Origin of the sequence: Streptomyces sp. NPDC056738 (genome assembly GCF_042790435.1) — a bacterium.
In the GTDB taxonomy this organism is placed as follows: domain Bacteria; phylum Actinomycetota; class Actinomycetes; order Streptomycetales; family Streptomycetaceae; genus Streptomyces.
Genome location: NZ_JBHTZF010000006.1, coordinates 455,484 through 477,978, shown reverse-complemented (window position 1 = coordinate 477,978; position 22,495 = coordinate 455,484). Strand labels below are relative to the sequence as shown.

At 71.6% G+C, this 22,495-nt stretch carries 22 protein-coding genes; 8 read left to right on the top strand and 14 right to left on the bottom strand.

Going from position 1 to position 22,495, the window contains the following annotated elements; translation table 11 throughout:
* The first annotated feature begins 106 nt into the window (after nt 1-106).
* A complete protein-coding gene (locus ACFRIC_RS19125; protein WP_382787096.1) occupies nt 107-1,717 on the top strand; it encodes an alpha/beta hydrolase in 1,611 nt (536 codons plus the stop codon).
* Between the two features lie 87 nt (nt 1,718-1,804).
* On the opposite strand, the gene ACFRIC_RS19120 is transcribed toward ACFRIC_RS19125, so the two are convergent.
* From ACFRIC_RS19120 to ACFRIC_RS19105, 4 genes are all read right to left on the bottom strand, one after another.
* Entirely contained in the window at nt 1,805-2,530 is a 726-nt protein-coding gene (locus ACFRIC_RS19120; RefSeq protein WP_382787093.1) for a lysophospholipid acyltransferase family protein, read from the bottom strand.
* A gap of 349 nt (nt 2,531-2,879) precedes the next feature.
* Nucleotides 2,880-4,130 (bottom strand): ornithine--oxo-acid transaminase, encoded by a 1,251-nt coding sequence (gene rocD / locus ACFRIC_RS19115; protein WP_382787090.1) that lies wholly within the window; start codon nt 4,128-4,130, stop codon nt 2,880-2,882.
* Complete coding sequence (ddaH, locus tag ACFRIC_RS19110) at nt 4,127-4,939, bottom strand: dimethylargininase (RefSeq protein WP_382787088.1); 813 nt, start codon at nt 4,937-4,939, stop codon at nt 4,127-4,129. The genes rocD and ddaH overlap by 4 nt, the downstream gene beginning before the upstream one ends.
* A 125-nt stretch (nt 4,940-5,064) precedes the next feature.
* Nucleotides 5,065-5,568: an Lrp/AsnC family transcriptional regulator gene (locus ACFRIC_RS19105; RefSeq protein WP_151470518.1), complete on the bottom strand. Its 504-nt coding sequence runs from the start codon at nt 5,566-5,568 to the stop codon at nt 5,065-5,067.
* A gap of 98 nt (nt 5,569-5,666) precedes the next feature.
* On the opposite strand from ACFRIC_RS19105, the gene ACFRIC_RS19100 reads away from it, so the two are divergent.
* The 4 genes from ACFRIC_RS19100 to ACFRIC_RS19085 are packed head-to-tail and all read left to right on the top strand — an operon-like array spanning nt 5,667 to nt 9,858.
* Nucleotides 5,667-6,422, top strand: a complete 756-nt coding sequence (locus ACFRIC_RS19100) for a LytR/AlgR family response regulator transcription factor (protein ID WP_382787084.1) — start codon at nt 5,667-5,669, stop codon at nt 6,420-6,422.
* A gap of 11 nt (nt 6,423-6,433) precedes the next feature.
* Complete coding sequence (locus ACFRIC_RS19095; RefSeq protein ID WP_382787082.1) at nt 6,434-6,793, top strand: hypothetical protein; 360 nt, start codon at nt 6,434-6,436, stop codon at nt 6,791-6,793.
* A 3-nt stretch (nt 6,794-6,796) separates the two neighbouring features.
* Nucleotides 6,797-8,656, top strand: a complete 1,860-nt coding sequence (locus ACFRIC_RS19090; RefSeq protein ID WP_382787079.1) for a cation acetate symporter — start codon at nt 6,797-6,799, stop codon at nt 8,654-8,656.
* Nucleotides 8,653-9,858 carry a sensor histidine kinase gene (locus ACFRIC_RS19085; RefSeq protein WP_382787076.1) on the top strand — a complete coding sequence of 402 codons (1,206 nt, stop codon included), beginning with the start codon at nt 8,653-8,655 and terminating at the stop codon, nt 9,856-9,858. Before ACFRIC_RS19090 ends, ACFRIC_RS19085 begins: the two co-directional genes overlap by 4 nt.
* 151 nt (nt 9,859-10,009) lie before the next feature.
* Here ACFRIC_RS19085 and ACFRIC_RS19080 read toward each other — a convergent pair whose 3' ends face one another.
* The 5 genes from ACFRIC_RS19080 to ACFRIC_RS19060 form a co-directional block, all read right to left on the bottom strand.
* Nucleotides 10,010-10,168, bottom strand: a complete 159-nt coding sequence (locus ACFRIC_RS19080; protein ID WP_261704251.1) for a hypothetical protein — start codon at nt 10,166-10,168, stop codon at nt 10,010-10,012.
* A 122-nt stretch (nt 10,169-10,290) separates the two neighbouring features.
* Nucleotides 10,291-11,244, bottom strand: a complete 954-nt coding sequence (locus ACFRIC_RS19075; protein WP_382787072.1) for a cytochrome c oxidase assembly protein — start codon at nt 11,242-11,244, stop codon at nt 10,291-10,293.
* A gap of 137 nt (nt 11,245-11,381) precedes the next feature.
* The gene (locus ACFRIC_RS19070) at nt 11,382-12,407 is read right to left on the bottom strand and encodes a 6-phosphofructokinase (protein WP_037616657.1); all 1,026 of its coding nucleotides are present in this window, start codon (nt 12,405-12,407) and stop codon (nt 11,382-11,384) included.
* Nucleotides 12,408-12,715: 308 nt separating this feature from the next.
* Nucleotides 12,716-13,444, bottom strand: coding sequence for a glutamine amidotransferase (locus tag ACFRIC_RS19065; protein WP_339127948.1), 729 nt, complete (start codon nt 13,442-13,444; stop codon nt 12,716-12,718).
* 19 nt (nt 13,445-13,463) lie between these two features.
* On the bottom strand, nt 13,464-14,702 hold the full coding sequence (locus ACFRIC_RS19060; protein WP_339127947.1) for a MurT ligase domain-containing protein: 1,239 nt from the start codon (nt 14,700-14,702) through the stop codon (nt 13,464-13,466).
* Nucleotides 14,703-14,855: 153 nt separating this feature from the next.
* Between ACFRIC_RS19060 and def the strand changes: the two genes are divergently transcribed.
* Nucleotides 14,856-15,395 (top strand): peptide deformylase, encoded by a 540-nt coding sequence (def, locus tag ACFRIC_RS19055; RefSeq protein WP_382787069.1) that lies wholly within the window; start codon nt 14,856-14,858, stop codon nt 15,393-15,395.
* A 74-nt stretch (nt 15,396-15,469) separates the two neighbouring features.
* Here def and ACFRIC_RS19050 read toward each other — a convergent pair whose 3' ends face one another.
* Nucleotides 15,470-16,114, bottom strand: coding sequence for a TetR family transcriptional regulator (locus ACFRIC_RS19050; protein ID WP_382787066.1), 645 nt, complete (start codon nt 16,112-16,114; stop codon nt 15,470-15,472).
* Nucleotides 16,115-16,283: 169 nt separating this feature from the next.
* On the opposite strand from ACFRIC_RS19050, the gene ACFRIC_RS19045 reads away from it, so the two are divergent.
* Nucleotides 16,284-17,513, top strand: a complete 1,230-nt coding sequence (locus ACFRIC_RS19045; RefSeq protein ID WP_339127945.1) for an acyl-CoA dehydrogenase family protein — start codon at nt 16,284-16,286, stop codon at nt 17,511-17,513.
* A 220-nt stretch (nt 17,514-17,733) separates the two neighbouring features.
* Nucleotides 17,734-18,408, top strand: a complete 675-nt coding sequence (locus ACFRIC_RS19040) for a transcriptional regulator (protein WP_382787063.1) — start codon at nt 17,734-17,736, stop codon at nt 18,406-18,408.
* A gap of 67 nt (nt 18,409-18,475) precedes the next feature.
* On the opposite strand, the gene ACFRIC_RS19035 is transcribed toward ACFRIC_RS19040, so the two are convergent.
* From ACFRIC_RS19035 to ACFRIC_RS19020, 4 genes are all read right to left on the bottom strand, one after another.
* Nucleotides 18,476-18,715: a DUF6213 family protein gene (locus tag ACFRIC_RS19035; RefSeq protein ID WP_151470505.1), complete on the bottom strand. Its 240-nt coding sequence runs from the start codon at nt 18,713-18,715 to the stop codon at nt 18,476-18,478.
* Between the two features lie 25 nt (nt 18,716-18,740).
* A complete protein-coding gene (locus ACFRIC_RS19030; RefSeq protein WP_382787060.1) occupies nt 18,741-20,132 on the bottom strand; it encodes an NADP-dependent succinic semialdehyde dehydrogenase in 1,392 nt (463 codons plus the stop codon).
* A 109-nt stretch (nt 20,133-20,241) separates the two neighbouring features.
* Nucleotides 20,242-20,718: an NUDIX domain-containing protein gene (locus ACFRIC_RS19025; RefSeq protein ID WP_382787057.1), complete on the bottom strand. Its 477-nt coding sequence runs from the start codon at nt 20,716-20,718 to the stop codon at nt 20,242-20,244.
* The gene (locus tag ACFRIC_RS19020) at nt 20,715-22,253 is read right to left on the bottom strand and encodes an ATP-dependent DNA ligase (RefSeq protein WP_382787054.1); all 1,539 of its coding nucleotides are present in this window, start codon (nt 22,251-22,253) and stop codon (nt 20,715-20,717) included. Before ACFRIC_RS19020 ends, ACFRIC_RS19025 begins: the two co-directional genes overlap by 4 nt.
* Between the last annotated feature and the right edge of the window lie 242 nt (nt 22,254-22,495).

Below are 22,495 nucleotides of genomic sequence, written 5' to 3'. Positions count from 1 at the left end.
TACCGGCTATCGGATTGGTAAAGAACACCGGTCGCGTCTGTTCCCAGGGACCTCACAGCCGAAAGGATCCCCGTACCAATCGCAATCATGTACGGGGAGGTCACACTTGAGGTCCAAGAGACCGACAAAGCGCGTGGCGGCACTGGGTTCGGCCGGTGTGCTCGTCACGGCGACCCTGATAGCCGGGGCCGTCGCGGCGCCGTCGGCCACCGCCGACTCGCGGCACGGCCACGACTACGGGCAGAGCCGCGAGCAGCACGGCGCGGCCGTGGCCGCCGAGCGGGCCGCCAAGGCCGGGATCGACTGGCAGGACTGCCCGGCCGACTGGGGCTTCGAGAAGCCGATCCAGTGCGGCTGGGTGAGCGTGCCGCTGGACTACGCCCACCCCTACGGCAAGCAGCTCAAGCTGGCCGTGGACCGCATCGGGAACACCGGTACCAAGGAGGAGCGCCAGGGAGCGCTCGTCTACAACCCGGGCGGCCCCGGCGGTTCCGGCATGCGCTTCCCGCGCCGTGTCACCACCAAGGCCCCGCTGTGGGTGAACACCGCCAAGGCGTACGACTTCGTGGGCTTCGACCCGCGCGGAGTCGGCCACTCGGCGCCCATCTCCTGCATCGACCCGCAGGAGTTCGTCAAGGCGCCCAAGGCGGACCCGGTCCCGGACTCCGAGGCCGACAAGCGGGCCCAGCGCAAGCTGGCCGCGGAGTACGCCGACGGCTGCGCCGAGCGCAGCGGCAAGGCCGTGCTGGCGCAGATGACCACGCCCAACACGGCACGCGACCTCGACGTCATCCGGGCCGCGCTCGGTGAGAAGAAGCTCAACTACCTCGGCGTCTCGTACGGCACCTACCTGGGAGCCGTCTACGGCACGCTCTTCCCGGGCCACGTGCGCCGCATGATCGTCGACAGCGTCGTCAACCCGTCGCGCGAGAACATCTGGTACCAGGCCAACCTGGAGCAGGACATCGCCTTCGAGGGCCGCTGGAAGGACTGGGAGGACTGGGTCGCCAAGAACGACGCGGCCTTCCACCTCGGCGACACCCGCGCCAAGGTGCAGGACCAGTGGCTGAAGCTGCGCGCCACCGCGAAGAAGGCCCCGCTGGGCGGCGTCGTCGGCCCCGCCGAGCTGATCTCCTTCTTCCAGAGCGCCCCGTACTACGACTCCTCGTGGGTGCCGACCGCCTCGGTGTTCAGCAAGTACGTCGCCGGTGACACCCAGGCGCTCGTCGACGCCGCGTCCCCCGACCTGTCGGACACGGCGGGCAACATCTCCTCGGAGAACGGGAACGCCGTGTACACGGCCGTCGAGTGCACCGACGCGCAGTGGCCCACGAGCTGGCGGAAGTGGGACCGGGACAACACGCGGCTCAACGCCCAGTACCCGTTCATGACCTGGGCCAACGCGTGGATGAACCTGCCGTGCGCCACCTGGCCGGTCAAGCAGCAGACCCCGGTGGAGGTGAAGACCGGCAAGGGCCTGCCCGCCGTCCTCATCGTCCAGTCCACCAATGACGCCGCCACGCCGTACGCCGGCGCCGTCGAACTGCACAAGCGGTTCAAGGGCTCCCGCCTCATCACCGAGCAGGGCGCGGGCTCGCACGGTGTGACCGGACTGGTCAACCCGTGCATCAACGGGCGGGTGGACTCCTACCTGCTCACCGGCAAGACGGACGCCGCCGACGTGACGTGCACGCCGCACGCCACGCCGCAGCCGTAGTCCCGACAGCACGAGGGGGCGGCCGGAACCCCGGCCGCCCCCTTCGCCGTGTCGGCGCCCCGCGCGTCCGCTCCGGCAATGTCAACTTCAACTCAGCGGCATGCGGCGGAACTTGCGGCCCGCCTCGGCCTTCTGCGCCGCTTCCTCCGCCTTGACCTCGGCCGCGTACCGGTCGACGTACTCCTGCTCGGAGAGGGCCAGGATGGCGTACATGATCTCGTCGGTGATGGCCCGCAGCACGGCCTTCTCGCCCTCCATCCCGGCGTAGCGCGAGAAGTCGAGGGGCTTGCCGAACCGGATCACCACGGGGTGGATCCGCGGCAGCTTCCGGCCCGGCGGCTGGGCCTCGAAGGTGCCGATCATCGCGCACGGGACGACCGGGGCCTGGGCCCGCAGGGCCATCACGGCGACGCCGACCTTGCCTTTGTAGAGGCGGCCGTCGTGCGAGCGCGTGCCCTCGGGGTAGATCCCGAGCAGCTCGTCCTTGTTCAGCACGCCGAGCCCCTCGCGGATCGCCGCCTGCCCGGCCTCCTTGCCGGAGCGGTCCACCGGAATCTGCCCGATGCTGCGGAAGAACGCCGCCGTCAGCCGTCCCTTGATGCCGGGCCCGGTGAAGTACTCGGCCTTCGCCAGGAAGGTGATCCGGCGTTTCAGGATCGCCGGCATCAGGAAGTGGTCCGCGAAGGACAGGTGGTTGCCGGCGACGATGGCCCGGCCCGACGACGGTACGTGTTCAAGGCCCTCGATCCGAGGCCGGAAGGTCACTCTCAGCAGCGGACCCAGAAGCACATATTTGAGCACGTGATAAAACACTTGGGGCACTCCTCGTCTTCCCCGGGGAGCGATCAGTGTAGGCGCGGCCGTCGCCGGGCGTAACCATCGTGATGTCACTCTCTGTGGCCTCTTGGCCGGTATCCGACCCCTTGCGCCAGCACTTTCCCAAGAGCCCCAGGAGTCGACCGGAGCCGCGCCCGTCCGCCCGGTCGGCGTGTTGTCATCGTGTCCCGACGACACCGGCCGACTGCGGCGCGGCCGCACAGGTGTGCCGCAGCGGCAGGTTGGCCGCTTCCAGCAGGTCACCCGACGGCTCCCCGCCGACGCGGGGGTCCCGTGGCGCCGACGCCACGGGACCCCTGCTCGGGCTCTGCGCCCGACGCCCTGCTCAGACCCCTTCGGTCAGAACCTTCTCCAGCGACCCGAGCGCCGACCGGAGTTCCTCCGCCGTGATGGTGAGCGGGGGTGCCAGCCGGATGGTCGAGCCGTGGGTGTCCTTGACCAGGATTCCCTCGCGCATCAGGCCCTGGCTGATCTCCCGGCCCGTGCCGATGGACGGGTCGATGTCGACGCCCGCCCACAGCCCCCGGGAGCGGAAGCCCTCGACGCCCCGGCCCACCAGGGCCGTCAGCCCGTCCCGCAGCAGGACGCCCAGTTCGGCCGCCCGTCGCTGGTACTCGCCGGTCTCCAGGAGACCCACGACGGCCGAACCGACCGCCGCGGCCAGCGGATTGCCGCCGAACGTCGAGCCGTGCTCACCCGGACGCAGCACACTCAGCACGTCACGGCGGCCCACGACCGCGGAGACGGGCACGATGCCGCCGCCGAGCGCCTTGCCGAGCAGCACCAGGTCGGGGACGACCGACTCGTGTTCCACCGCCAGCGTGGTGCCGGTGCGGCCGAGGCCGGACTGGATCTCGTCCGCGACGAACAGACAGTCGGTGCGGCGGGTGAGCTCGCGGACGCCGGCGAGATAGCCGTCGTCCGGGATGATCACGCCCGCCTCGCCCTGGACGGGCTCGATCAGCACCGCGGCCGTCGTCTCGTCGATCGCCGCTTCGAGCGCGGCCAGGTCGTTGTACGGCACGACCCGGAAGCCCGGCGTGAAGGGGCCGAAGCCGGAGCGGGCCGTCTCGTCGGTGGAGAAGCTGACGATCGTCGTCGTCCGGCCGTGGAAGTTGTCGGCCGCGACCACGATGGTGGCCGAACCGGGCTCGACGCCCTTGACCTCGTACGCCCACTTGCGGGCCACCTTGATGGCGCTCTCCACCGCCTCGGCGCCCGTGTTCATCGGCAGGACCATGTCCATGCCCGTCAACGCGGCCAGGGACTCCGCGAATCCGGCGAGCCGGTCGTTGTGGAAGGCCCGCGAGGTCAGGGTGAGCCGGTCGAGCTGGCGGTGCGCCGCCTCGATCAGCACCGGGTTGCGGTGGCCGAAGTTGAGTGCCGAGTACCCCGCCAGCATGTCGAGGTAGCGGCGCCCCTCGACGTCCTCCACCCAGGTGCCCTCGGCGTGCGCGACGACGACGGGCAGCGGGTGGTAGTTGTGCGCCAGGACGGGGCCCTCGGCCCGGATCAGTTCCTCGGAGCTGCGCGCACCGGCGTCGGCGGGCGCGGTCGCACGGGCGGGAGCGGTCATGAACGGATCTCCTGTGTGCAGCACTTGATGCCGCCGCCGGCCTTGTGGAACTCGGAGAGGTCGACGGGGACGGGGACGTACCCATGGTGGTCGAGTTGCGCGGCGAGGGCCTCGGCACGCGGCGCGATGAAGACGTGACGGCCGTCCGAGACGGAGTTCAGACCGAAGGCGAGGGCGTCCTCACGGGTGGCGATCACCGCGTCCGGGAACAGCCGTCCCAGCACCTCGCGGCTGCCCGGGGAGAAGGCCTCCGGGTAGTACGCGATGTTGTCGTCGTCGAGGACGAAGAGCGCGGTGTCCAGGTGGTAGAAGTGCGGGTCCACCAGGCGCAGGCCGATCACCGGGACGCCGAAGAACTCCTGGACCTCGCGATGGGCCTCGGGCGTGGTGCGAAAACCCGTACCGGCGAGGATGTGGCGGCGCGTCGGGACGAGATCGCCCTCGCCCTCGCACACCGACTCGGGGCGGTAGACGTCGAAACCGGCCGTCTTGAACCAGGTCTCGTACGCCGTGGACTCCGGGCGGCGCTCGGGTGCGTGGAAGGACGAGCCGAACACACGGCCCTCCAGGACGAGCGCGCAGTTCGCGGCGAAGACCATGTCGGGAAGGCCGGGGACCGACTCGACGGAGTCGACGGTGTGACCGTGGGCGCGATAGGCGCTGATCAGCGCCTGCCACTGAGTTCGCGCGAGATCGACGTCCACAGGGGTGTCGGGACGCATCCAGGGGTTGATCGCGTACTGCACGGCGAAGTGTCTGGGTTCGCAGACGAGAAAGCGCCGGGGGCGCGGCACACGGCTTTCGGACACAGAGAGGTTCCTCCGCTTCCTGCGGTGTCATCTGGTGGGATGCCTCAACGGTAAGAAGCGGAGGACACGGGCGACAAGCGACGAGAGCTGCGCGTATACGCAGCACTGCTGCGTGATCGGCCCGGTCAGCGCACGTTTCCTGCGTCGTCCGGGGCGGCGTGGGTCGCCCCGGCCTCCGGGGCCTCGGGAAGCAGATGCGACAGCACCATATAGCTGATCGTCTTCCGGATGAACGGCTCCACCCGGATGCGCTCCAGGACCTCCTCGAAGTGCTCCACGTCGACGGCCCGTACGTGCAGCAGCGCGTCCGCGCCGCCGGTCACCGTCATCGCCGCGGTGATCTCCGGATGGTTGCGCACGACCTCCGCGAGCCGCCTGGGGGGCGCCGCGCCCTCGCAGTACACCTCCACGTACGCCTCCGTGCGCCAGCCGAGCGCCGCGGGCTTCACCGTGGCCGTGAAGCCGGTGATCACGCCCGTCTCGCGCAGCCGGTCGACCCGGCGCTTGACCGCCGTCGCGGACAGTCCGATCGCCGCGCCGATCTCCGCGAAACTCGTCCGGGCATTGGCCATCAGGGCCGTGATGATCTTGCGGTCGAGCTCGTCGAACATCGCGGGCTTGCTGTTCATGGCCGCACTGTATCCAGCGGCGGCCACCGGCCGGCCGGGCACGACGGCCGTGTCCGGCACATGTCCAGCCGTGCGTTTGGCTCCTACACTCCACTCTCATGCTGCGCGCGCTCGCCGTCGACGACGAACAACCCTCCCTCGAAGAGCTGCTGTATCTGCTCAACGCCGATCCCCGGGTCTCCAGCGCCGAGGGAGCGAGCGACGCGACCGAGGCGCTGCGCCGGATCAACCGGGCCCTGCAGTCGGGCCCCGGCGGACCCGAGGCCATCGACGTCGTCTTCCTCGACATCCACATGCCCGGCCTGGACGGGCTCGACCTGGCCCGGCTGCTCGGCGGGTTCGCGCAGCCGCCGCTCGTCGTGTTCGTCACCGCCCACGAGGGATTCGCCGTGCAGGCCTTCGAGCTCAAGGCCGTCGACTACGTCCTGAAGCCCGTACGCCGCGAACGGCTCGCCGAGGCGGTCCGCAGGGCCGCCCAACTCCGCGACACCGCGCCCCTCATACCCGTCCACGAGCCCGACCCCGACCAGATATCCGTCGAACTCGGCGGTGTCACACGCTTCGTGGCCGTCGAGGACATCACGCACGTCGAGGCCCACGGCGACTACGCCCGGCTGCACACCGCGCAGGGCAGCCACCTCGTGCGCATCCCGCTGTCCACCCTCGAGGAACGCTGGCGCTCCCGCGGCTTCGTCCGCATCCACCGGCGCCACCTGGTCGCCCTGCGCCACATCGGCGAACTCCGCCTGGACGCGGGCACGGTGAGCGTCCTCGTCGATTCCGTCGAACTCCAGGTCAGCCGCCGCCACGCCCGCCAACTGCGCGATCTGCTGCTGCGCCGGACCACGAGCTGAGGAGCACCCGCGTGCCGCAGGACCCCACCGAACGCCGCGTGGTCGTCACCGGAGCGCCCCGGCACACCCGGCGGACCTCCGGCTACTACCGGCCGAGGACCGAGATCGACGAACAGACCACACTCGGGCACACCTACGTACGCTCCCTGATGCGCAGTCAACTCCGCGCCGCGTGCGTCACGTTCGCCGTCCTGGTCCTGCTCGTCGGGCCGCTGCCGCTGGTATTCGCCGCGATGCCGGACGGGGCCGGCCTGGAATGGGCCGTCCTCGGCTTCTGCCTGTACCCGCCGCTCGTGCTGCTGGCCCGCTGGTACGTACGGCGGGCGGAACGCAACGAGAGGGATCTCGTGCGTCTGGTCGAGGACCGCTGAACCGTGAACGAGAACTACTCCGTTCCCGCCGTCGCCCTCGTCGTCCTCGCGACCGTCCTGGTCGGCGCGTTCGGGCTGCGCATCTCCCGGACCACCTCCGACTTCTACGTCGCCTCGCGCACCGTCGGCCCCCGGCTCAACGCGGCCGCGATCAGCGGCGAATACCTCTCCGCCGCCTCCTTCCTCGGCATCGCCGGCCTGGTGCTCGTCCAGGGACCCGACATGCTCTGGTACCCGGTCGGCTACACCGCCGGCTATCTCGTGCTGCTCCTCTTCGTCGCGGCGCCCCTGCGCCGCTCCGGCGCCTACACCCTGCCCGACTTCGCGGAGGCCCGGCTCGGCTCCCAGGCCGTCAGGAGGCTCGCCGGGGCGTTCGTCGTCGGTGTCGGCTGGCTCTATCTGCTTCCTCAACTCCAGGGCGCGGGGCTCACGTTGGCCGTGCTGACCGACGCGCCCGACTGGTTCGGCGGGGTGCTGGTCGCCGTGGTCGTGGTGGCCACCGTCGCCGCGGGCGGCATGCGCAGCATCACCTTCGTCCAGGCCTTCCAGTACTGGCTCAAGCTCACCGCCCTGCTCGTGCCCGCACTCTTCCTGATCCTCGCCTGGCAGTCCCACGGCGCCCCGCGCGACGCCTTCGAGGAACCGCCGGCCTTCCGCGAACAGCGCCTCGTCCGGATCGATTCCACACTCGACCTGAAACTGTCCCGGCCGCTCACCGTCACCGCGACGGGCACCGTCGACGGCCGGCGGTACGAGGGCACGCGCGTCCGGCTCCCGAAGGGCACCCACCGCGTCGACGGCGGCACCCGGCTCACCTTCGACCGGGGAACCCCGGTCCCGGCGGCCGAACGCGGGAGCGCCGACGCCCTGTCCGCCTCGCCGGCCGCCGGCCGCGAGGAACGCCCGCTCTACGCCACGTACGGACTGATCCTCGCCACGTTCCTCGGCACGATGGGCCTGCCGCACGTCGTCGTCCGCTTCTACACCAGCCCGCACGGGGTCGCCGCCCGCCGCACCACCGTCGCCGTCCTCGGCCTCATCGGGGCGTTCTATCTCCTGCCGCCCGTCTACGGCGCGCTGGGCCGGCTGTACGCCCCCGAACTCAGCCTCACCGGCGACGCGGACGCCGCCGTCCTGCTGCTGCCCGACCGGATGATCGGCGGAGCCGGCGCGGACCTGCTCGGGGCGCTCGTCGCGGGCGGTGCCTTCGCCGCGTTCCTCTCGACGGCCTCCGGACTCACCATGGCGGTCGCGGGCGTGCTCACCCAGGACGTCCTGCCCTCGCGGGGCGTACGCCACTTCCGGCTCGGCACCGTCCTCGCGATGGCCGTGCCGCTCGGCGCGAGCGTGCTGGTGGGCGGGCTGCCCGTCGCCGACGCCGTGGGGCTCGCGTTCGCCGTGTCCGCGTCCTCCTTCTGCCCGCTGCTGGTCCTCGGCATCTGGTGGCGACGGCTCACCCCGCCCGGCGCGGCGGCCGGAATGCTCGGCGGCGGCGGCGCGGCACTCGTCGCCGTCGGCGCGACCATGGCCGGCTATCCGGGGACGGCGGGCCCGCTGCGCGCTCTGCTCGCCTGGCCGGCGCTCTGGTCGGTGCCGCTCGGCTTCGTGACCATGGTGGTGGTGTCGCTCGCCACCGCCGCCCGCGTACCGCCCGGAACGGCGGCGATCCTCGCCCGCTTCCACCTCCCGGAGGAACTCACCGACGACCAGGTCCGCGCGGCGGTCGGCGCCCCGGGCGCGACGGCGGGCACGACGACCGGGACGACGACGAGGACGACGGGGACGACGACGGGCACCGCGGTGGGCGCTTCCGCGGACACCGTGGCGGGCACGCAGGAGACCGAAGGAGTGGTGAGCGGGTGAGCGGGTTCGTCGCCGGGCTGTGCGTGGCCGTGCTCCCGCTGCTGGCGGCCGGGTTCTGGCTCGGCAGACGTACCGCGCGGCCCGAGAACCTCGGAGGACTCGGCACCCCGGTCGAGCACGCCACCTTCCAGACCCTGCACACCGCCTCGCTCGCCGCGCCCCCGCTCCGCGCCGGACTCACCGAGGAGACGGCACGCCGGTCCGCCCGCCGGCTGCGCACCCTGCTCGGCACGGACGCCCTGTGCCTCACCGACCAGGACACGGTCCTGGCCTGGGACGGCGTCGGCGCCCATCACCGCACCGAGGTCATGGAACGCCTCGGCGCCCCGCTGGAGACCGGCCGGGGCGAGGCCTTCCGGCTGACCTGCGACGAGCCCGACTGCCCGCTGCGCTGGGCCGTCGTGGCCCCGCTCACCGTCGACGAACGGGTCCACGGAGCGCTCGTCGCGTGCGCGCCCCGCGAGTCCGCGGTCCTGGTGCGCGCCGCCGGCGAGGTCGCGCGCTGGGTCTCCGTCCAACTGGAGCTGGCCGACCTCGACCGGTCCAGGACCCGGCTGATCGAGGCGGAGATCAAGGCGCTCCGCGCGCAGATATCCCCGCACTTCATCTTCAACTCGCTGGCCGTGATCGCCTCGTTCGTCCGCACCGATCCCGAGCGCGCCCGCGAGCTCCTGCTGGAGTTCGCCGACTTCACCCGCTACTCGTTCCGGCGGCACGGCGACTTCACCACCCTCGCCGACGAGCTGCACGCCATCGACCACTACCTGGCGCTCGTCCGGGCCCGCTTCGGCGACCGGCTGTCCGTCACCCTGCAGATCGCGCCCGAGGTGCTGCCGGTCGCGCTGCCCTTCCTCTGCCTCCAGCCCCTGGTGGAGAACGCCGTCAAACACGGTCTGGAGGGCAAGACCGACAAGAGCCACATCAGCATCACGGCACAGGACGCCGGTGCGGAGGCGCTGGTGGTCATCGAGGACAACGGCACCGGCATGGACCCCGAACGGCTCCGCCGCATCCTGTCCGGGGAGGTCGGCCCCTCCGGGGGGATCGGACTGTCCAACGTCGACGAACGGCTGCGCCAGGTGTACGGCGACGATCACGGCCTGGTCATCGAAACCGCGGTGGGAGCGGGAATGAAGATCACCGCGCGGCTCCCCAAATACCAGCCGGGCGTCCACTCGGCGACCCGAGGTCCCCGGCAGTGAGCCGCCTCCGGCGGCTGGACATCCCTGGGAGTGAGGCGCCTCCGGCGGCCCGACGTCCTCGGCGGTGAGGTGCCTCCGGCTGCCGGAGTTCCCGGGAGTGAGGCGCCGTCGGCGGCCGGGGGAGGGGCCGTCCCGTGCGGAGGTCCCCCGGTCAGGTGCTGCGGGAGGCCACCATCCCCACCGTGATCAGACCCAGCACGACCCAGCCGAACCACAGCCAGCCGTTGCTGCCCAGTGCCACCGTGTAGGCCGTCACCACGACGAGCCCGCCCACGGTGAGCACCCCCATCGTCTTCGTCGAACCGGGCATCGCAGCACCCTCCTCGAGGCGGGTCCGTGAAGCGGGCCGTGGCCTTTGGGGCCATTTTCACCCGGAGGGAGGCGCTTCGCCAGGGCCGTGCGCACTCCGGGGCCCCGGGGGTGGGCCGTGACTCAGTTGCCGCGTGCGTTCAGGGAGGCCAGATAGGCGTTGTACGCCTCCAGCTCCTTGTCGCCGTCCCGGTCCGCCGCGCGGTCCAGACGCCTGGCCTGCCGCTGCTCGGAGTTGTACCACTGGAAGAGCAGCGCGAGCAGGACGAGCACGGAGGGGATCTCGCTGAACGCCCAGGCGATCCCGCCCGCGGCGGTCTGGTCGGCGAGCGCGTCGATGCCGAGCGAGGCCGGCGGGTTCTTGTACGACTCGACCATCGGCCCCGACGCCATCATCAACGCGATGCCGAAGAACGCGTGGAACGGCATCCCCGCGAACAGCTCCAGCATCCGCATCAGATAGCCCGGCCGGTGCGGGCCCGGGTCCACGCCCATGATCGGCCAGAAGAACACCAGGCCGACGGCGAGGAAGTGGCACATCATCACGATGTGGCCCGTGGTGGAGCCCATCAGGAAGTCGAAGAGGGGGGAGAAGTACAGCGCGTACAGACTCGCGATGAACATCGGGATGGTGAACGCGGGGTGCGTGACGACGCGCATGTAGCGGCTGTGCAGGAACATCAGCAGCAGTTCGCGCGGGCCCTTGGCGCCCCGCCTCGCGGCGACCGGCAGCGCGCGGAGCGCCAGCGTGATCGGCGCCCCGAGCAGGATCAGGATCGGGGACAGCATGCTGATCACCATGTGCTGGACCATGTGCACGCTGAACATGACCATGCCGTAGTCGTTCAGCCGGGTGCACATGACGAGCATCACCGTCAGCACGCCGGTCACGAAGGCGGCCGTACGGCCCCAGGACCAGGCGTCGCCGCGCCGGGCCAGCCGGACGACTCCCCAGCCGTACAGTCCGAGCCCGAGCAGGCACGCGACGAGGAAGAACGGGTCCGCGGACCACTCGAGCCCCCGCCCCAGCGTGAACGGCGGCAGATCCATGGTCATGCCGTGCCCGCTGTGATCCATCCGCCGGCTCCTGTTTCTGGGGATACCTCCCCGGCCCTTTTACGGCACTGGGGGAGGTTGTGCGCTGTCTGTCCGCACCAGAGTAGAACCGCCCCCGGCTGCGACTGCGACCGGGGGCGGTTCCGACGGCGTACGGCTCAGAGCACGCACTCCGCCTCGGCGTAACGCTCGTCCGGAACCGTCTTGAGGGTCTCGACCGCCTCCGCGAGCGAGACCATCACGATGTCGGTGCCGCGCAGGGCGGTCATCATCCCGAACTCGCCGCGGTGCACGGCCTCCACGGCGTGCCACCCGAACCGGGTCGCGAGCACGCGGTCGTACGCGGTGGGGGTGCCGCCGCGCTGGACGTGCCCGAGGATGACCGGCCGGGCCTCCTTGCCGAGCCGTTCCTCCAGCTCGATGGAGAGCTGCCGGGCGATGCCCGCGAAGCGCTCGTGGCCGTAGATGTCCTTGCCGCCCTCGTCGTAGGCCATCGAGCCCTCACGGGGCTTCGCGCCCTCGGCGGCGACCACGATGGCGAACCGCTTGCCCGCCTCGAACCGCTCGCCGACCCGCGCGGCCAGCTCCTCGATGTCGAAGGGGCGCTCCGGTACGACGATGGCATGGGCGCCCGCGGCCATGCCGGAGTGCAGCGCGATCCAGCCGGTGTGGCGGCCCATGACCTCCACGATCAGGACGCGCTGGTGGGACTCGGCGGTGGTCTTGAGGCGGTCGAGGGCCTCGGTCGCGACACCGACGGCCGTGTCGAATCCGAAGGTGACGTCCGTGACCGCGATGTCGTTGTCGATGGTCTTCGGCACGCCGACGATCGGCAGGCCGCCGTCCGACAGCAGACGGGCCGCCTTCAGCGTGCCCTCGCCGCCGATCGGGATGATCGCGTCCAGACCGAGGTCCGCGACGTGGCCCTTGGCCCGCTCCACGCCGTCACGCAGATGCGCGGGCTGGACCCGGGAGGAGCCGAGCATGGTGCCGCCGCGAGCGAGGATCCCGCTCACCGCGTCGAGGTCGAGCTTGAGGTAGTCGCACTCCAGGAGACCCTTCCAGCCGTCCCGGAAGCCGATGACCTCGTCGCCGTGGTCGACGACGGCACGGTGTACGACCGACCGGATGACGGCGTTCAGGCCGGGGCAGTCGCCGCCGGACGTGAGGACACCAATGCGCATAGCCCGAAATACCTTCTCAACGTGGTCCGGGGACCGGACCACGTTGTCCGGCGAGGATCGCGGCCAGCCTACCGGCGGGAGGGGCCCGCGCCGTACCGTGCGTCCGCCTGCTGGACGCACCCGCTCACCTGTGCGGATACCGTTTCAGACGGGCTCCGGACGAGGTCCGACGGGTCCGTCTCGCAGCAGCGGAAACGGTTCCCTCGGCGTTCGCTGCGACGACGGAAACCGTTCTTCCCCGGGAAACGCGAAGAGGAACCGTTCCTCCTCGAGAAACGGTTCCTCTGACCCGCCTGGGCGGGCCGGCCCTACGCGGGCTGCGTGGCGGACGCGATGCGCTCGGAGCGCAGCGCCTCGTACCAGCGGTCGTCGGTCGGCGGCAGCGCGTTGACGTCGAGGGCCAGCTTCAGCAGCAGGTCCGCGATCTGCGGGTTGCGGGCGAGGACGGGCCCGTGCATGTACGTGCCGAACACGGTGTCGTTGTACGCGCCCTCGGTGCCGTCGCCCGTGCCGTTGCCCTTGCCGAGCCGCACGTTCGCGAACGGGCGGGCGGTGGGTCCGAGGTGGGTGACGCCCTGGTGGTTCTCGAAGCCGGTGAGCTGGGGCAGACCGAGCCGCGGGTCGATGTCCGCGAGGACGTCGCCGACGCACCGCTCGCCCTCGCCGCGCACCGAGACCACGTCGAGCAGGCCGAGGCCCGGCTCGCGCTGGCCGAGGTCGTTGATGAACTCGTGGCCGAGGATCTGGTAGCCGGCGCAGACGGAGAACACGATCGCGCCGTTGCCGACCGCGCGCTCCAGACCGCCGTCGCGGCGCAGCCGCTCCGCGGCGAGCCGCTGCGGCCGGTCCTCGCCGCCGCCGATGAGGTAGATGTCGCCGGAGGTCGGGACCGGCTGGTCGCTGCGCACGTCGACACGGGCCACGTCGAGGCCGCGCTGACGCGCCCGGCGCTCGACGACGAGGGCGTTGCCCTGGTCGCCGTAGGTGCTCAGCAGGTCGGGGTAGATCCACACCAGCCGCAGGCTGTTGTCAGTCATTCTCTTCGTCCTCCGTGGCTCAGTTGCCGACACGACGCCTCAAGTCCTGGAATGCGGTGTAGTTCGCGATGACCTCGATCCGTCCGGGCGGTGCCATCTGCACGGCCTGGTCGAGGGTGTCGCACACCTGGAACTGCTGGTTGGCCACTTCGAGGCGGACGGCGAGGTCGAGCTTGCGGTCGCCGAGAACGAAGATCGGGTGTCCGGTCAGACGGGTGTAGTCGACGTCCCAGAGCCAGGAGGTGTCGGTGCCGTCGGCGCCGCGCGCGTTCACCGACAGGATGACCGGGGTCGGCGGCGGGTCGATCAGGGAGAAGGTCTCCAGCCAGCCCGCGGGGTTCTTGGCGAGCAGCAGACGCAGGTCGCGCTCCATGAACTGGACCACGTCGTAGCGTCCGGCCACGGCCTGCACCTGGTACATGCGCTCCAGGGCGACCTGCGGCGGCACTCCGAAGACCGCGGCCACGGCGGCCGAGGAGGCGGCGTTCGCCTTGTTGGCCCGGCCCGGGAGCTGGAGGTGGATCGGCCACGCGGAACCGTGCGGGTCGAGGACGTGGTCCCCGGACAGCGCCCAGGTCGGCGTCGGACGGCGGAAGCCGCACTCGCCGCAGAACCAGTCGTCGCCGGGGCGCTGCATCACGCCGCCGCACGACGGGCAGGACCAGGCGTCTTCCTTCCACATCTGTCCGGCCGCCACCCACATGACGTTCGGCGAGGAGGAGGCGGCCCACACGACCAGCGGGTCGTCCGCGTTGGCGACCACGACGGCCTTGGAGCCGGCCAGACCCTCGCGCCAGTGCTCGGCCATCATCCGGGTCTCGGCGGCACGGTCGAGCTGGTCGCGCGAGAGGTTCAGCAGCGCGATGCACTTCGGGTCGGTGTCACGGGCGACACCGGCGAGGTACTTCTCGTCGACCTCGATGACCGCGAACTTGGCGTCCGAGCCGCCGGCCAGCGCCGAGGTGATGCCCGCGGGCATGTTGGCGCCGAGCGCGTTGGAGACGACCGGGCCCGCGGCGCGCAGCGCCTCCGCGATCAGCCGGGTCGTCGTGGTCTTGCCGTTGGTCGCCGACACCAGGATCACGTCCAGGTGCGTGGCGAGCCTCGCCAGCAGGTCGGGGTCGAGCTTGAGCGCCACCCGGCCGCCGATCACCGATCCGCTGCCGCGTCCGGCGGCTCGCGAGACGGCAGCCGCCGCCTTGCCCGCCGTCACGGCCAGCTTGGCCCGCGGCGACAGCGGGTCCGAGTTGCCTGACATCGTTTCTCGATCCTCCTTGCGTACGCGCCGCGCCCCTGCCCCCGGCACATGTGGGGGTCAGCCTATCGAGATCCACTCACGGGCCCGAATCGCGGCACCACCTCGGTGCCGGCGCGACATGCGCGCGCCTACCAGGACCGTACCCTTGCCGCCATGCGACACGGTTCCATCCCCGGCACGCACGGGCGCGTCCGGCCCCTCATCCTGCTAGGTGACCCCGTCCTGCGTACAGCCTGCCCGGACGTCACGGATTTCGGCCCCCAACTCGCGGAGCTCGTCGAGGACATGTTCGCGACGATGTACGCCGCCGAGGGCGTCGGGCTCGCCGCGAACCAGATCGGCGTCGGTCTGCGGGTCTTCGTGTACGACTGCCCTGACGACGACGATGTCCGTCATGTCGGACATGTGGTGAACCCTCGACTCGTCGAGGCGGACGGTGTGGTCCTGCGCGGACCGGAGGGCTGTCTCTCGCTGCCGGGTCTGGAGGCCGGGACCGAGCGGTACGACCACGCGGTCGTCGAGGGCCGCACGGTCACCGGCGAGCCGGTCACCGTGCACGGCACCGGCTGGTTCGCCCGCTGCCTCCAGCACGAGTGCGACCACCTCGACGGCGGGGTGTACGCGGACCGGGTCACCGGATGGCGCCGGCGGCGCCTGCTGCGCCAGGTGGCGCGAGCCTCCTGGAGCGGCTGAGGGCCGCTCAGGACTCCGGCCGCCTCCGGCGGTCGGAGCGGGCTGTCCTGACGGGACGTCCGGGTGAGTCCCGGTCAGAACCCGGGGCCGCCGACCCGGTCGCCGGCCGCCGCGAGGCGGCCCCACAGCAGGTCGGCCAGGCTGCGCACCAACTCGGCGCGCGTGCACGGCCGTTCGCCGAGCCACCAGTCCCCGGCCGCGTGCATCATGCCGACGATGCCGTGGCCCCACACCCGTGCCAGTTGCTGGCTGCCCGGTCCGAGGTCCACCCGCTCCTCGATCACCTCGGCCAGCTCCTCGCCCATGCGGCGCAGGACGGGCGCGGAGTACTTGCCCACGTCGAACCCGGCGTCGCCCGGCTGGCCGCCCTCCGCCGGATGCATCAGGAAGCGGTAGACCTGCGGGCGTGCCTCGATGGCGGCCAGATAGGTGTCGAGCGTCGACTCCACGCGCTCACGCCGGTCGGCCGGGGCGTCCAGTGCCGCCCGCAGCGCCTCGAGGAGCGCGTCCGTGTGCCGCTTGGCGAGCGCGGCGTAGAGCCCGCCCTTGTCGCCGAAGTGGCGGTACAGGATGGGCTTGGTGATGCCGGCCTCGGCGGCGATGGCGTTCATGGAGGCCCCGGGGCCGTCGCGGAGCACCACTCTGTCGGCGGCTTCCAGCAGCTCGCGCCGGCGGCGGTCGGCGGACCTCTGCTGATCGGTCCGCTGTGTGGTGTCCATGTGCTCTCCCCACCCGTGGTGATTCGGTGACGCCTGCGCAAACTAACACTGATCGTCGTATGGGTATCGAACGGGATGCCGAGCCGGGCTCGGGAGTTGACTTTTCCTACTAGCCAGTAACAGACTCCAGTTACCGCAAGTAACAGTTTAGTGCAGCGCTGGAGGGGACATGGCCGAGTTCACCATGGAGCTCAACGACGAACAGAAGGAGGTCCGGGACTGGCTGCACGGCTTCGCCGCCGATGTGATCCGTCCCGCGGCCGCCGAATGGGACGAGCGCGAAGAGACTCCCTGGCCGGTCATCCAGGAAGCCGCGAAGGTCGGCATCTACTCCCTGGACTTCTACGCCCAGCAGTACTTCGACGCCACCGGGCTCGGCATACCCATGGCGATGGAGGAGCTGTTCTGGGGCGACGCGGGCATCGCGCTGTCCATCGTCGGCACCGGCCTCGCCGCCGTGGGCGTCCTCGCCAACGGCACCGAGGAACAGATCGGCACCTGGATCCCCCAGATGTACGGCGATGCCAACGATGTCAAGGTCGCGGCCTTCTGCTCCTCCGAGCCCGACGCCGGCTCCGACGTCGCCTCGATGCGGACCCGCGCCGTCTACGACGAGGCCAAGGACGAGTGGGTCCTGAACGGCACGAAGACCTGGGCGACCAACGGCGGCATCGCCAACGTCCACGTCGTCGTCGCCGTCGTCGACGCGGAACTCGGCTCCAAGGGCCACGCCTCCTTCATCGTGCCGCCGAACACGCCCGGCCTGTCCCAGGGCCAGAAGTTCAAGAAGCACGGCATCCGCGCCTCGCACACCGCCGAGGTCGTCCTGGAGAACGTCCGGATCCCCGGATCCTGCCTGCTCGGCGGCAAGGAGAAGCTCGACGAGCGTCTCGCCCGTGCCCGCGAGCGCGCCAGGGCCGGAGGCGGCGAGCGGGTGAAGAACGCGGCGATGGCCACCTTCGAGGCCTCCCGCCCGGCCGTCGGCGCCATGGCGGTGGGCACCGCGCGGGCCGCGTACGAGGTCGCCCTCGACTACGCGAAGACGCGTGAGCAGTTCGGCCGGCCGATCATCGACAACCAGGGCGTCGCCTTCCAGCTCGCCGACATGCGCACCTCGATCGACGCGGCGCGGCTGCTGGTCTGGCGGGCCTCCTGGATGGCGGTCAACGGCAAGCAGTTCACCGCGGCCGAGGGCTCGATGTCGAAGCTGTTCGCCAGCGAGACGGCGAAGAAGGTCACGGGCCAGGCCATCCAGATCCTCGGCGGCAACGGCTACACGCGCGAGTACCCCGTGGAGCGGATGCACCGCGACGCGGCGATCTACACCATCTTCGAAGGCACCAGCGAGATCCAGCGCCTCGTCATCGCCCGCACCCTGTCCGGGATGCCGATCCGCTGACGCCGCGCGGCCCGGAGCCGTTCCCCCGACGGGACGCCGGTGATCACCGGCGTCCCGGGCGCCCGCGGGGTCTACGCGGGCGGGCGCGGCGGGCCACCGTCGCGCACAGCCGGCGTCACCCCACCGGACCTGGGACTTCGCGTCGCAGCGCGATGAACCGGGGGTGACCGTGCACTCTGGTCGCGGGGGCTCGGAGTCAGCCGGACCGAAGGAGCGCGCGATGACGCGGACGGCCAGGGAACTGCTGGAGGGCGTCACCGGAAAACTCGCCCCCGACCCCCACGCCAACCGGCTGCTCCCGCTGATCGCCCGGGGTGCCGCCCAGCTCGACACGCTCGCCGCGCTGGCTATGGAACAGCGTCATGTCGTCGCGGCCGATCACCGCGCGTTCGTGCATCTGGCCGGACGCTCGGCGGCCGACCCGGCGAGCGCCGCCTTCTTCGAGACGCTCGCCGAGGGCGAGGCGGTGGCCGGGGCCCGGCTCCCCGCGTTCGCCGCCGCGGTGGGAGCCGGCGAGGCACGGGCCTCGGAGTACGAACCCCTCGCCGACTGCCAGGCCTATCCCGCGTACGTCGCCTGGCTCGCCCTGAACGGGGAGCCCGCCGACGTGGTCCTCGCGCTCGGCGCCAACCTCGCCGCGTGGGGCGGCTACTGCGAGACCATCACCGAGGCGCTGCGCCGTCACTACGGCTTCGACGACGAGGTGTGCGGTTTCTTCGACTTCTTCGCCGAGCCGGCGCCCGAGCTGGAGAGCAAGGCCCTGGACGCCGTGCAGGCCGGTCTCGACGCCGAACGGATCTCCCTGGACGACGTCCTGCGCCACGGGCGGCTGCTCCAGGCCTACGAGGCGAAGTTCTGGCACGCCCTGTGGGAACAGGACCAGCGCGTCGCCTGAGACGGCGGCGACGGCGTCCCGTGCCGGGACGCCGTCCGCGGCCTGGACGCGCCGCCGTCGTCGACGGTCAGCGGCCGCTCGGGCCGCTGCTGTGCGCGATGCAGGCCACGTCGATCCGGTCGGCCAGCTTGGCCAGTTCGATCGTGAGCGCGGCCACCGTGTCCTCGTCGAGACCGTCCTGGCCGGCCTCCACCAGATGCAGCCATCGGCCGCCCACCGTGCGCAGCAGCTTGCTGACGTCGGCGGCCGCCACCTGCAACGTGCCGCGGTCGTCGACGATCAGGGGGAGGGTCACTTCGCGGTTCACACGAGGGATCGTAGCTGCGGAACGCTCACGCTCCGTGCCATACGGTGGTGATGTTGCAGAACTCGCGGATTCCGTGCCCCGACAGTTCACGCCCGTAGCCGGACCGCTTCTCCCCGCCGAACGGGAACGCCGGGTGCGAGGCCGTCATCCCGTTGACGAACACGCCGCCCGCCTCGGAATCACGTACGAACCGCTCCACCTCCGCCTGGTCGCGGGTCCACACGTTCGAGCTCAGCCCGAACGGCGTGTCGTTGGCGAGGGCCACCGCCTCGTCCAGGTCGGCCGCGCGGTAGAGCGTGGCGACCGGCCCGAACGTCTCCTCCTGGTGGATGCGCATGTCGGGCGTGATGTCGGTGAGCACGGTCGGCAGGTAGTACCAGCCGCCGCCGAAACCGTCGGGGCGTTCGCCGCCGCACAGCACGGTCGCGCCGTTCTCGACCGCGTCGTCGACGAGCTCCTCCAGGTCGGCCCGGCCCTGCTCGGTGGACAGCGGCCCGATGTCGGTGTCCTCCTCCAGCGGGTCGCCGACCGCGAGGGCCCGCATGCCCTCCGTGAACCGCTCCGCGAAGGCGTCGAACACGTCGGTGTGCACGATGAACCGCTTGGCGGCGATGCACGACTGTCCGTTGTTCTGGGCACGCGCGGTGACGGCGACGGTCGCGGCGCGCTCGACGTCGGCGGACGGCATCACGACGTACGGGTCGCTGCCGCCCAGCTCCAGCACCGTCTTCTTCACCTCGTCCCCGGCGACCGAGGCGACCGCCCGGCCGGCCGGTTCGCTGCCGGTGAGGGTGGCCGCCTTGACCCGCGGATCACGCAGGATGCCCTCGACCGCCCCGGAGCCGACCAGCAGCGTCTGGAAGCAGCCCTCGGGGAAGCCCGCGCGACGGAACAGGTCCTCCAGGTACAGGGCGGTCTGCGGCACGTTCGAGGCGTGCTTGAGCAGTCCCACGTTGCCCGCCATCAGCGCGGGCGCGGCGAACCGGACCACCTGCCAGAGCGGGAAGTTCCACGGCATCACGGCGAGCACGGGGCCGAGCGGACGGTAGCGCGCGAGGACCCGGGAGGCGCCGGAGTCCGCGGCGTCGGCGGGGGCCGCCAGCTCGTCGGCGAGCAGATCCTCGGCGTGGTCGGCGTACCAGCGCATCGCCTTGGCGCACTTGGCGGCCTCCGCCCTGGCCTGCTTGACCGGCTTGCCCATCTCGGTGGTCATCACCCGGCCGATGTCGTCCAGGTCGTCGTCCAGGAGAGCGGCCGCGCGGTGCATGAGCCGCGCCCGTTCGGCGAACGGGGTGGTGCGATACGTACGGAACGTGGCCTCGGCGGCAGCGAGCCTGCGCTCGATCTCCTCGGCGCCGAGGGCGTCGTACGTCTTGAGCGTCTCGCCGTTCGCCGGGTTCACCGTCGCGATGGGCATGGCCGACCTCCTGAAAGCTGGCTGTTCCCCGACCCTCCCGCGCGGGGCGGCACGGCGCAACGCGGGCGGGCCCCGAGGTGAGCCGGCGCTTCTGGCCGAACGCCGACTCTCAGTGCGAGTGCTCAGCCAGGCGGTCGAGAAACACGGTCTGGGCGGTCACGAGCAAGGAACGGGCCCGTTCCGGGCTCATCCACTCCACCCGGTCGAGCTCGGGGAACTCCTGGCGCCGCCCCGATCTCGGGGGCCACTCCATCGTGAACGTGCCGGGGACCATGGCCGCCGGATCGAGATCCGCCTCGATCGCCCAGGCCGTGACCACCTTGCCGTTCTTCTGGGTCACCTCGCCGAGGGCGATCGCCGCGCCGTCGGGCGGCGGCAGCCCGAGCTCCTCCCGGAACTCGCGGCGGGCGGCGTCCCAGGCCGTCTCGTCGGGCTCGTACTCGCCCTTGGGAAGGGTCCAGGCGCCGGCGTCCCGCCGCGCGAAGAACGGGCCGCCCATATGGCCGACCAATACCTCCACGCCGTGGTCGGTGTGCCGGAACAACAGCAGTCCCGCACTCCGGCGCCCGTGCTGGTCTCCGCTCATCGCGTCACCTCCGGGTGGGCGGCCAGCAGGGTGTCGACGGTGTCGGCCTCGGCGGCCGCCTTGTCCTCGCGGTAGCGCACGACCCGGGCGAAGCGGAGGGTGACACCGGCCGGGTAGCGGGTCGACCGCTGCAGACCGTCGTACGCGATCTCCACGACGAGTTCGGGCCGTACGGTCACCACGTGGCCGTCGTCCGAGACGGCCAGCTCCCGGAACCGCTCGGTCTGCCAGGCGAGCATCGCGTCGGTCATGCCCTTGAACGTCTTGCCGAGCATGGCGAAGGAGCCGTCGGCGGCGCGGGCTCCCAGGTGCAGGTTCGAGAGCTTGCCGGTGCGCCGCCCGTGACCCCATTCGGCCGCCAGGACCACGAGATCGAGGGTGTGCACGGGTTTGACCTTGAGCCAGGCGGCACCGCGCCGGCCCGCGCTGTACGGGGCGTCGAGGGCCTTCACCACGACGCCCTCGTGCCCCCGGGCCAGCGTGTCGGCGAGGAACGTCTCGGCCCGCGCGGCGTCGTCCGGCCCCGGCACGAGCGTCCGCCGCACCCGCATCGGCTCGGGAACCAGCCGGGCCAGTTCGGCGTGCCGCTCGGTGAACGGCAGATCCAGCAGGTCCCGGCCGTCGACGGACAGCGCGTCGAAGAAGACGGGGGAGACGGGCACGGTCTCCGCGGCCGTCGTCACGTCCACCCGCGACCCCACCCGGGCGGCCGTCTCCTGGAAGGAACGCGGCCGTCCCCGGTCGTCCAGCGCGATCACCTCGCCGTCCAGGATGAACCGCTCACCCCGCAACTCCATCGCGACAGCGGTCAGTTCGGGGAGCCGGCCGGTGATGTCGTCGAGGGTGCGGGTGTAGACGCGGACGTCCTCGCCGTCCCGGTGGAGCTGCACCCGGATGCCGTCCAGTTTCTCCTCGACCACGCAGGCGCCGAGCTTGCCGACCGCCTCAGGGACGGAGGAGGCCGAGTGCGCCAGCATCGGCAGCACCGGGCGGCCGACCGTGAGCCGGAAGCCGTCCAGGGCCCCCGGGCCGTCCGCGAGGAGGGCCCGCGCCACCGCCGAGAGCGAACCCGCCAGCATCACCGCCCGCCGTACGTCCTCGGCGGGCGTGCCGGTCGCCTCCGCGAGGCCCTCGACCGCGAGCGCGTCCAGCGCGCCTTGGCGGACCTCACCGGTGAGCAGCCCGAACAGGAAACGCTGTTCCTCCTCCGTGGCCGCCGCCATCAACTCGGCCACCAGGCGGGCCCGTTCGGCCTGCGAACCGGTGCCGGAGACCTTGCCGAGCTCGGTCAGCCGGGCGTCCACCTCGCGCACGGTGAGGGTGGGGCCGGCGGCGGGGGCGACCGGCGTGCTCAGTACCTTCCAGCCGACCCCGATGCGGCCCTGCGGCAGCCGGCCCGCGAGATACGGGATCACGATCGGCGCGTCGTCCGCCTCGGCGTCCCGGAACAGCTCCGCGAGCAGAGCGGTCTTCCGGGACCGCGCCGAGGTGGCGGCGACCTCCTGGGACACATGGGCGAGCCGGCTCAGCAGCATGCAGCCATCCTGCAACGCGAGCGCCCGGTTCACACCCGTACGGGACGCGGAGGATGCGCCCGGAGGGCGTGTTTCGGCCCAGTCCCCCCCAGGGCCGACGGACGGCGGGCCCGGGGCCCGGTCCGGGTGTGCTGTGGGCGGCGGGCTCGCCACCCGGCCCGCCTCGTGCGGCCGGACCGCGGGCTCGCGGACTTGTCCGGGTGGTGCCGCAGGGCCGCGGGCCCGCAGCGGTGTCCGGGTGT

Excerpts from the sequence above, each read along its gene's own strand:
- rocD (WP_382787090.1), bottom strand. The coding sequence starts at position 4,130 with ATGACCGCTCCCGCCCGTGCGACCGCGCCCGCCGACGCCGGTGCGCGC.
- ACFRIC_RS19105 (WP_151470518.1), bottom strand. The coding sequence starts at position 5,568 with ATGAACAGCAAGCCCGCGATGTTCGACGAGCTCGACCGCAAGATCATC.
- ACFRIC_RS19100 (WP_382787084.1), top strand. The coding sequence starts at position 5,667 with ATGCTGCGCGCGCTCGCCGTCGACGACGAACAACCCTCCCTCGAAGAG.
- ACFRIC_RS19080 (WP_261704251.1), bottom strand. The coding sequence starts at position 10,168 with ATGCCCGGTTCGACGAAGACGATGGGGGTGCTCACCGTGGGCGGGCTC.
- ACFRIC_RS19075 (WP_382787072.1), bottom strand. The coding sequence starts at position 11,244 with ATGGATCACAGCGGGCACGGCATGACCATGGATCTGCCGCCGTTCACG.
- ACFRIC_RS19070 (WP_037616657.1), bottom strand. The coding sequence starts at position 12,407 with ATGCGCATTGGTGTCCTCACGTCCGGCGGCGACTGCCCCGGCCTGAAC.
- ACFRIC_RS19065 (WP_339127948.1), bottom strand. The coding sequence starts at position 13,444 with ATGACTGACAACAGCCTGCGGCTGGTGTGGATCTACCCCGACCTGCTG.
- ACFRIC_RS19060 (WP_339127947.1), bottom strand. The coding sequence starts at position 14,702 with ATGTCAGGCAACTCGGACCCGCTGTCGCCGCGGGCCAAGCTGGCCGTG.
- def (WP_382787069.1), top strand. The coding sequence starts at position 14,856 with ATGCGACACGGTTCCATCCCCGGCACGCACGGGCGCGTCCGGCCCCTC.
- ACFRIC_RS19050 (WP_382787066.1), bottom strand. The coding sequence starts at position 16,114 with ATGGACACCACACAGCGGACCGATCAGCAGAGGTCCGCCGACCGCCGC.
- ACFRIC_RS19045 (WP_339127945.1), top strand. The coding sequence starts at position 16,284 with ATGGCCGAGTTCACCATGGAGCTCAACGACGAACAGAAGGAGGTCCGG.
- ACFRIC_RS19040 (WP_382787063.1), top strand. The coding sequence starts at position 17,734 with ATGACGCGGACGGCCAGGGAACTGCTGGAGGGCGTCACCGGAAAACTC.
- ACFRIC_RS19030 (WP_382787060.1), bottom strand. The coding sequence starts at position 20,132 with ATGCCCATCGCGACGGTGAACCCGGCGAACGGCGAGACGCTCAAGACG.
- ACFRIC_RS19025 (WP_382787057.1), bottom strand. The coding sequence starts at position 20,718 with ATGAGCGGAGACCAGCACGGGCGCCGGAGTGCGGGACTGCTGTTGTTC.
- ACFRIC_RS19020 (WP_382787054.1), bottom strand. The coding sequence starts at position 22,253 with ATGCTGCTGAGCCGGCTCGCCCATGTGTCCCAGGAGGTCGCCGCCACC.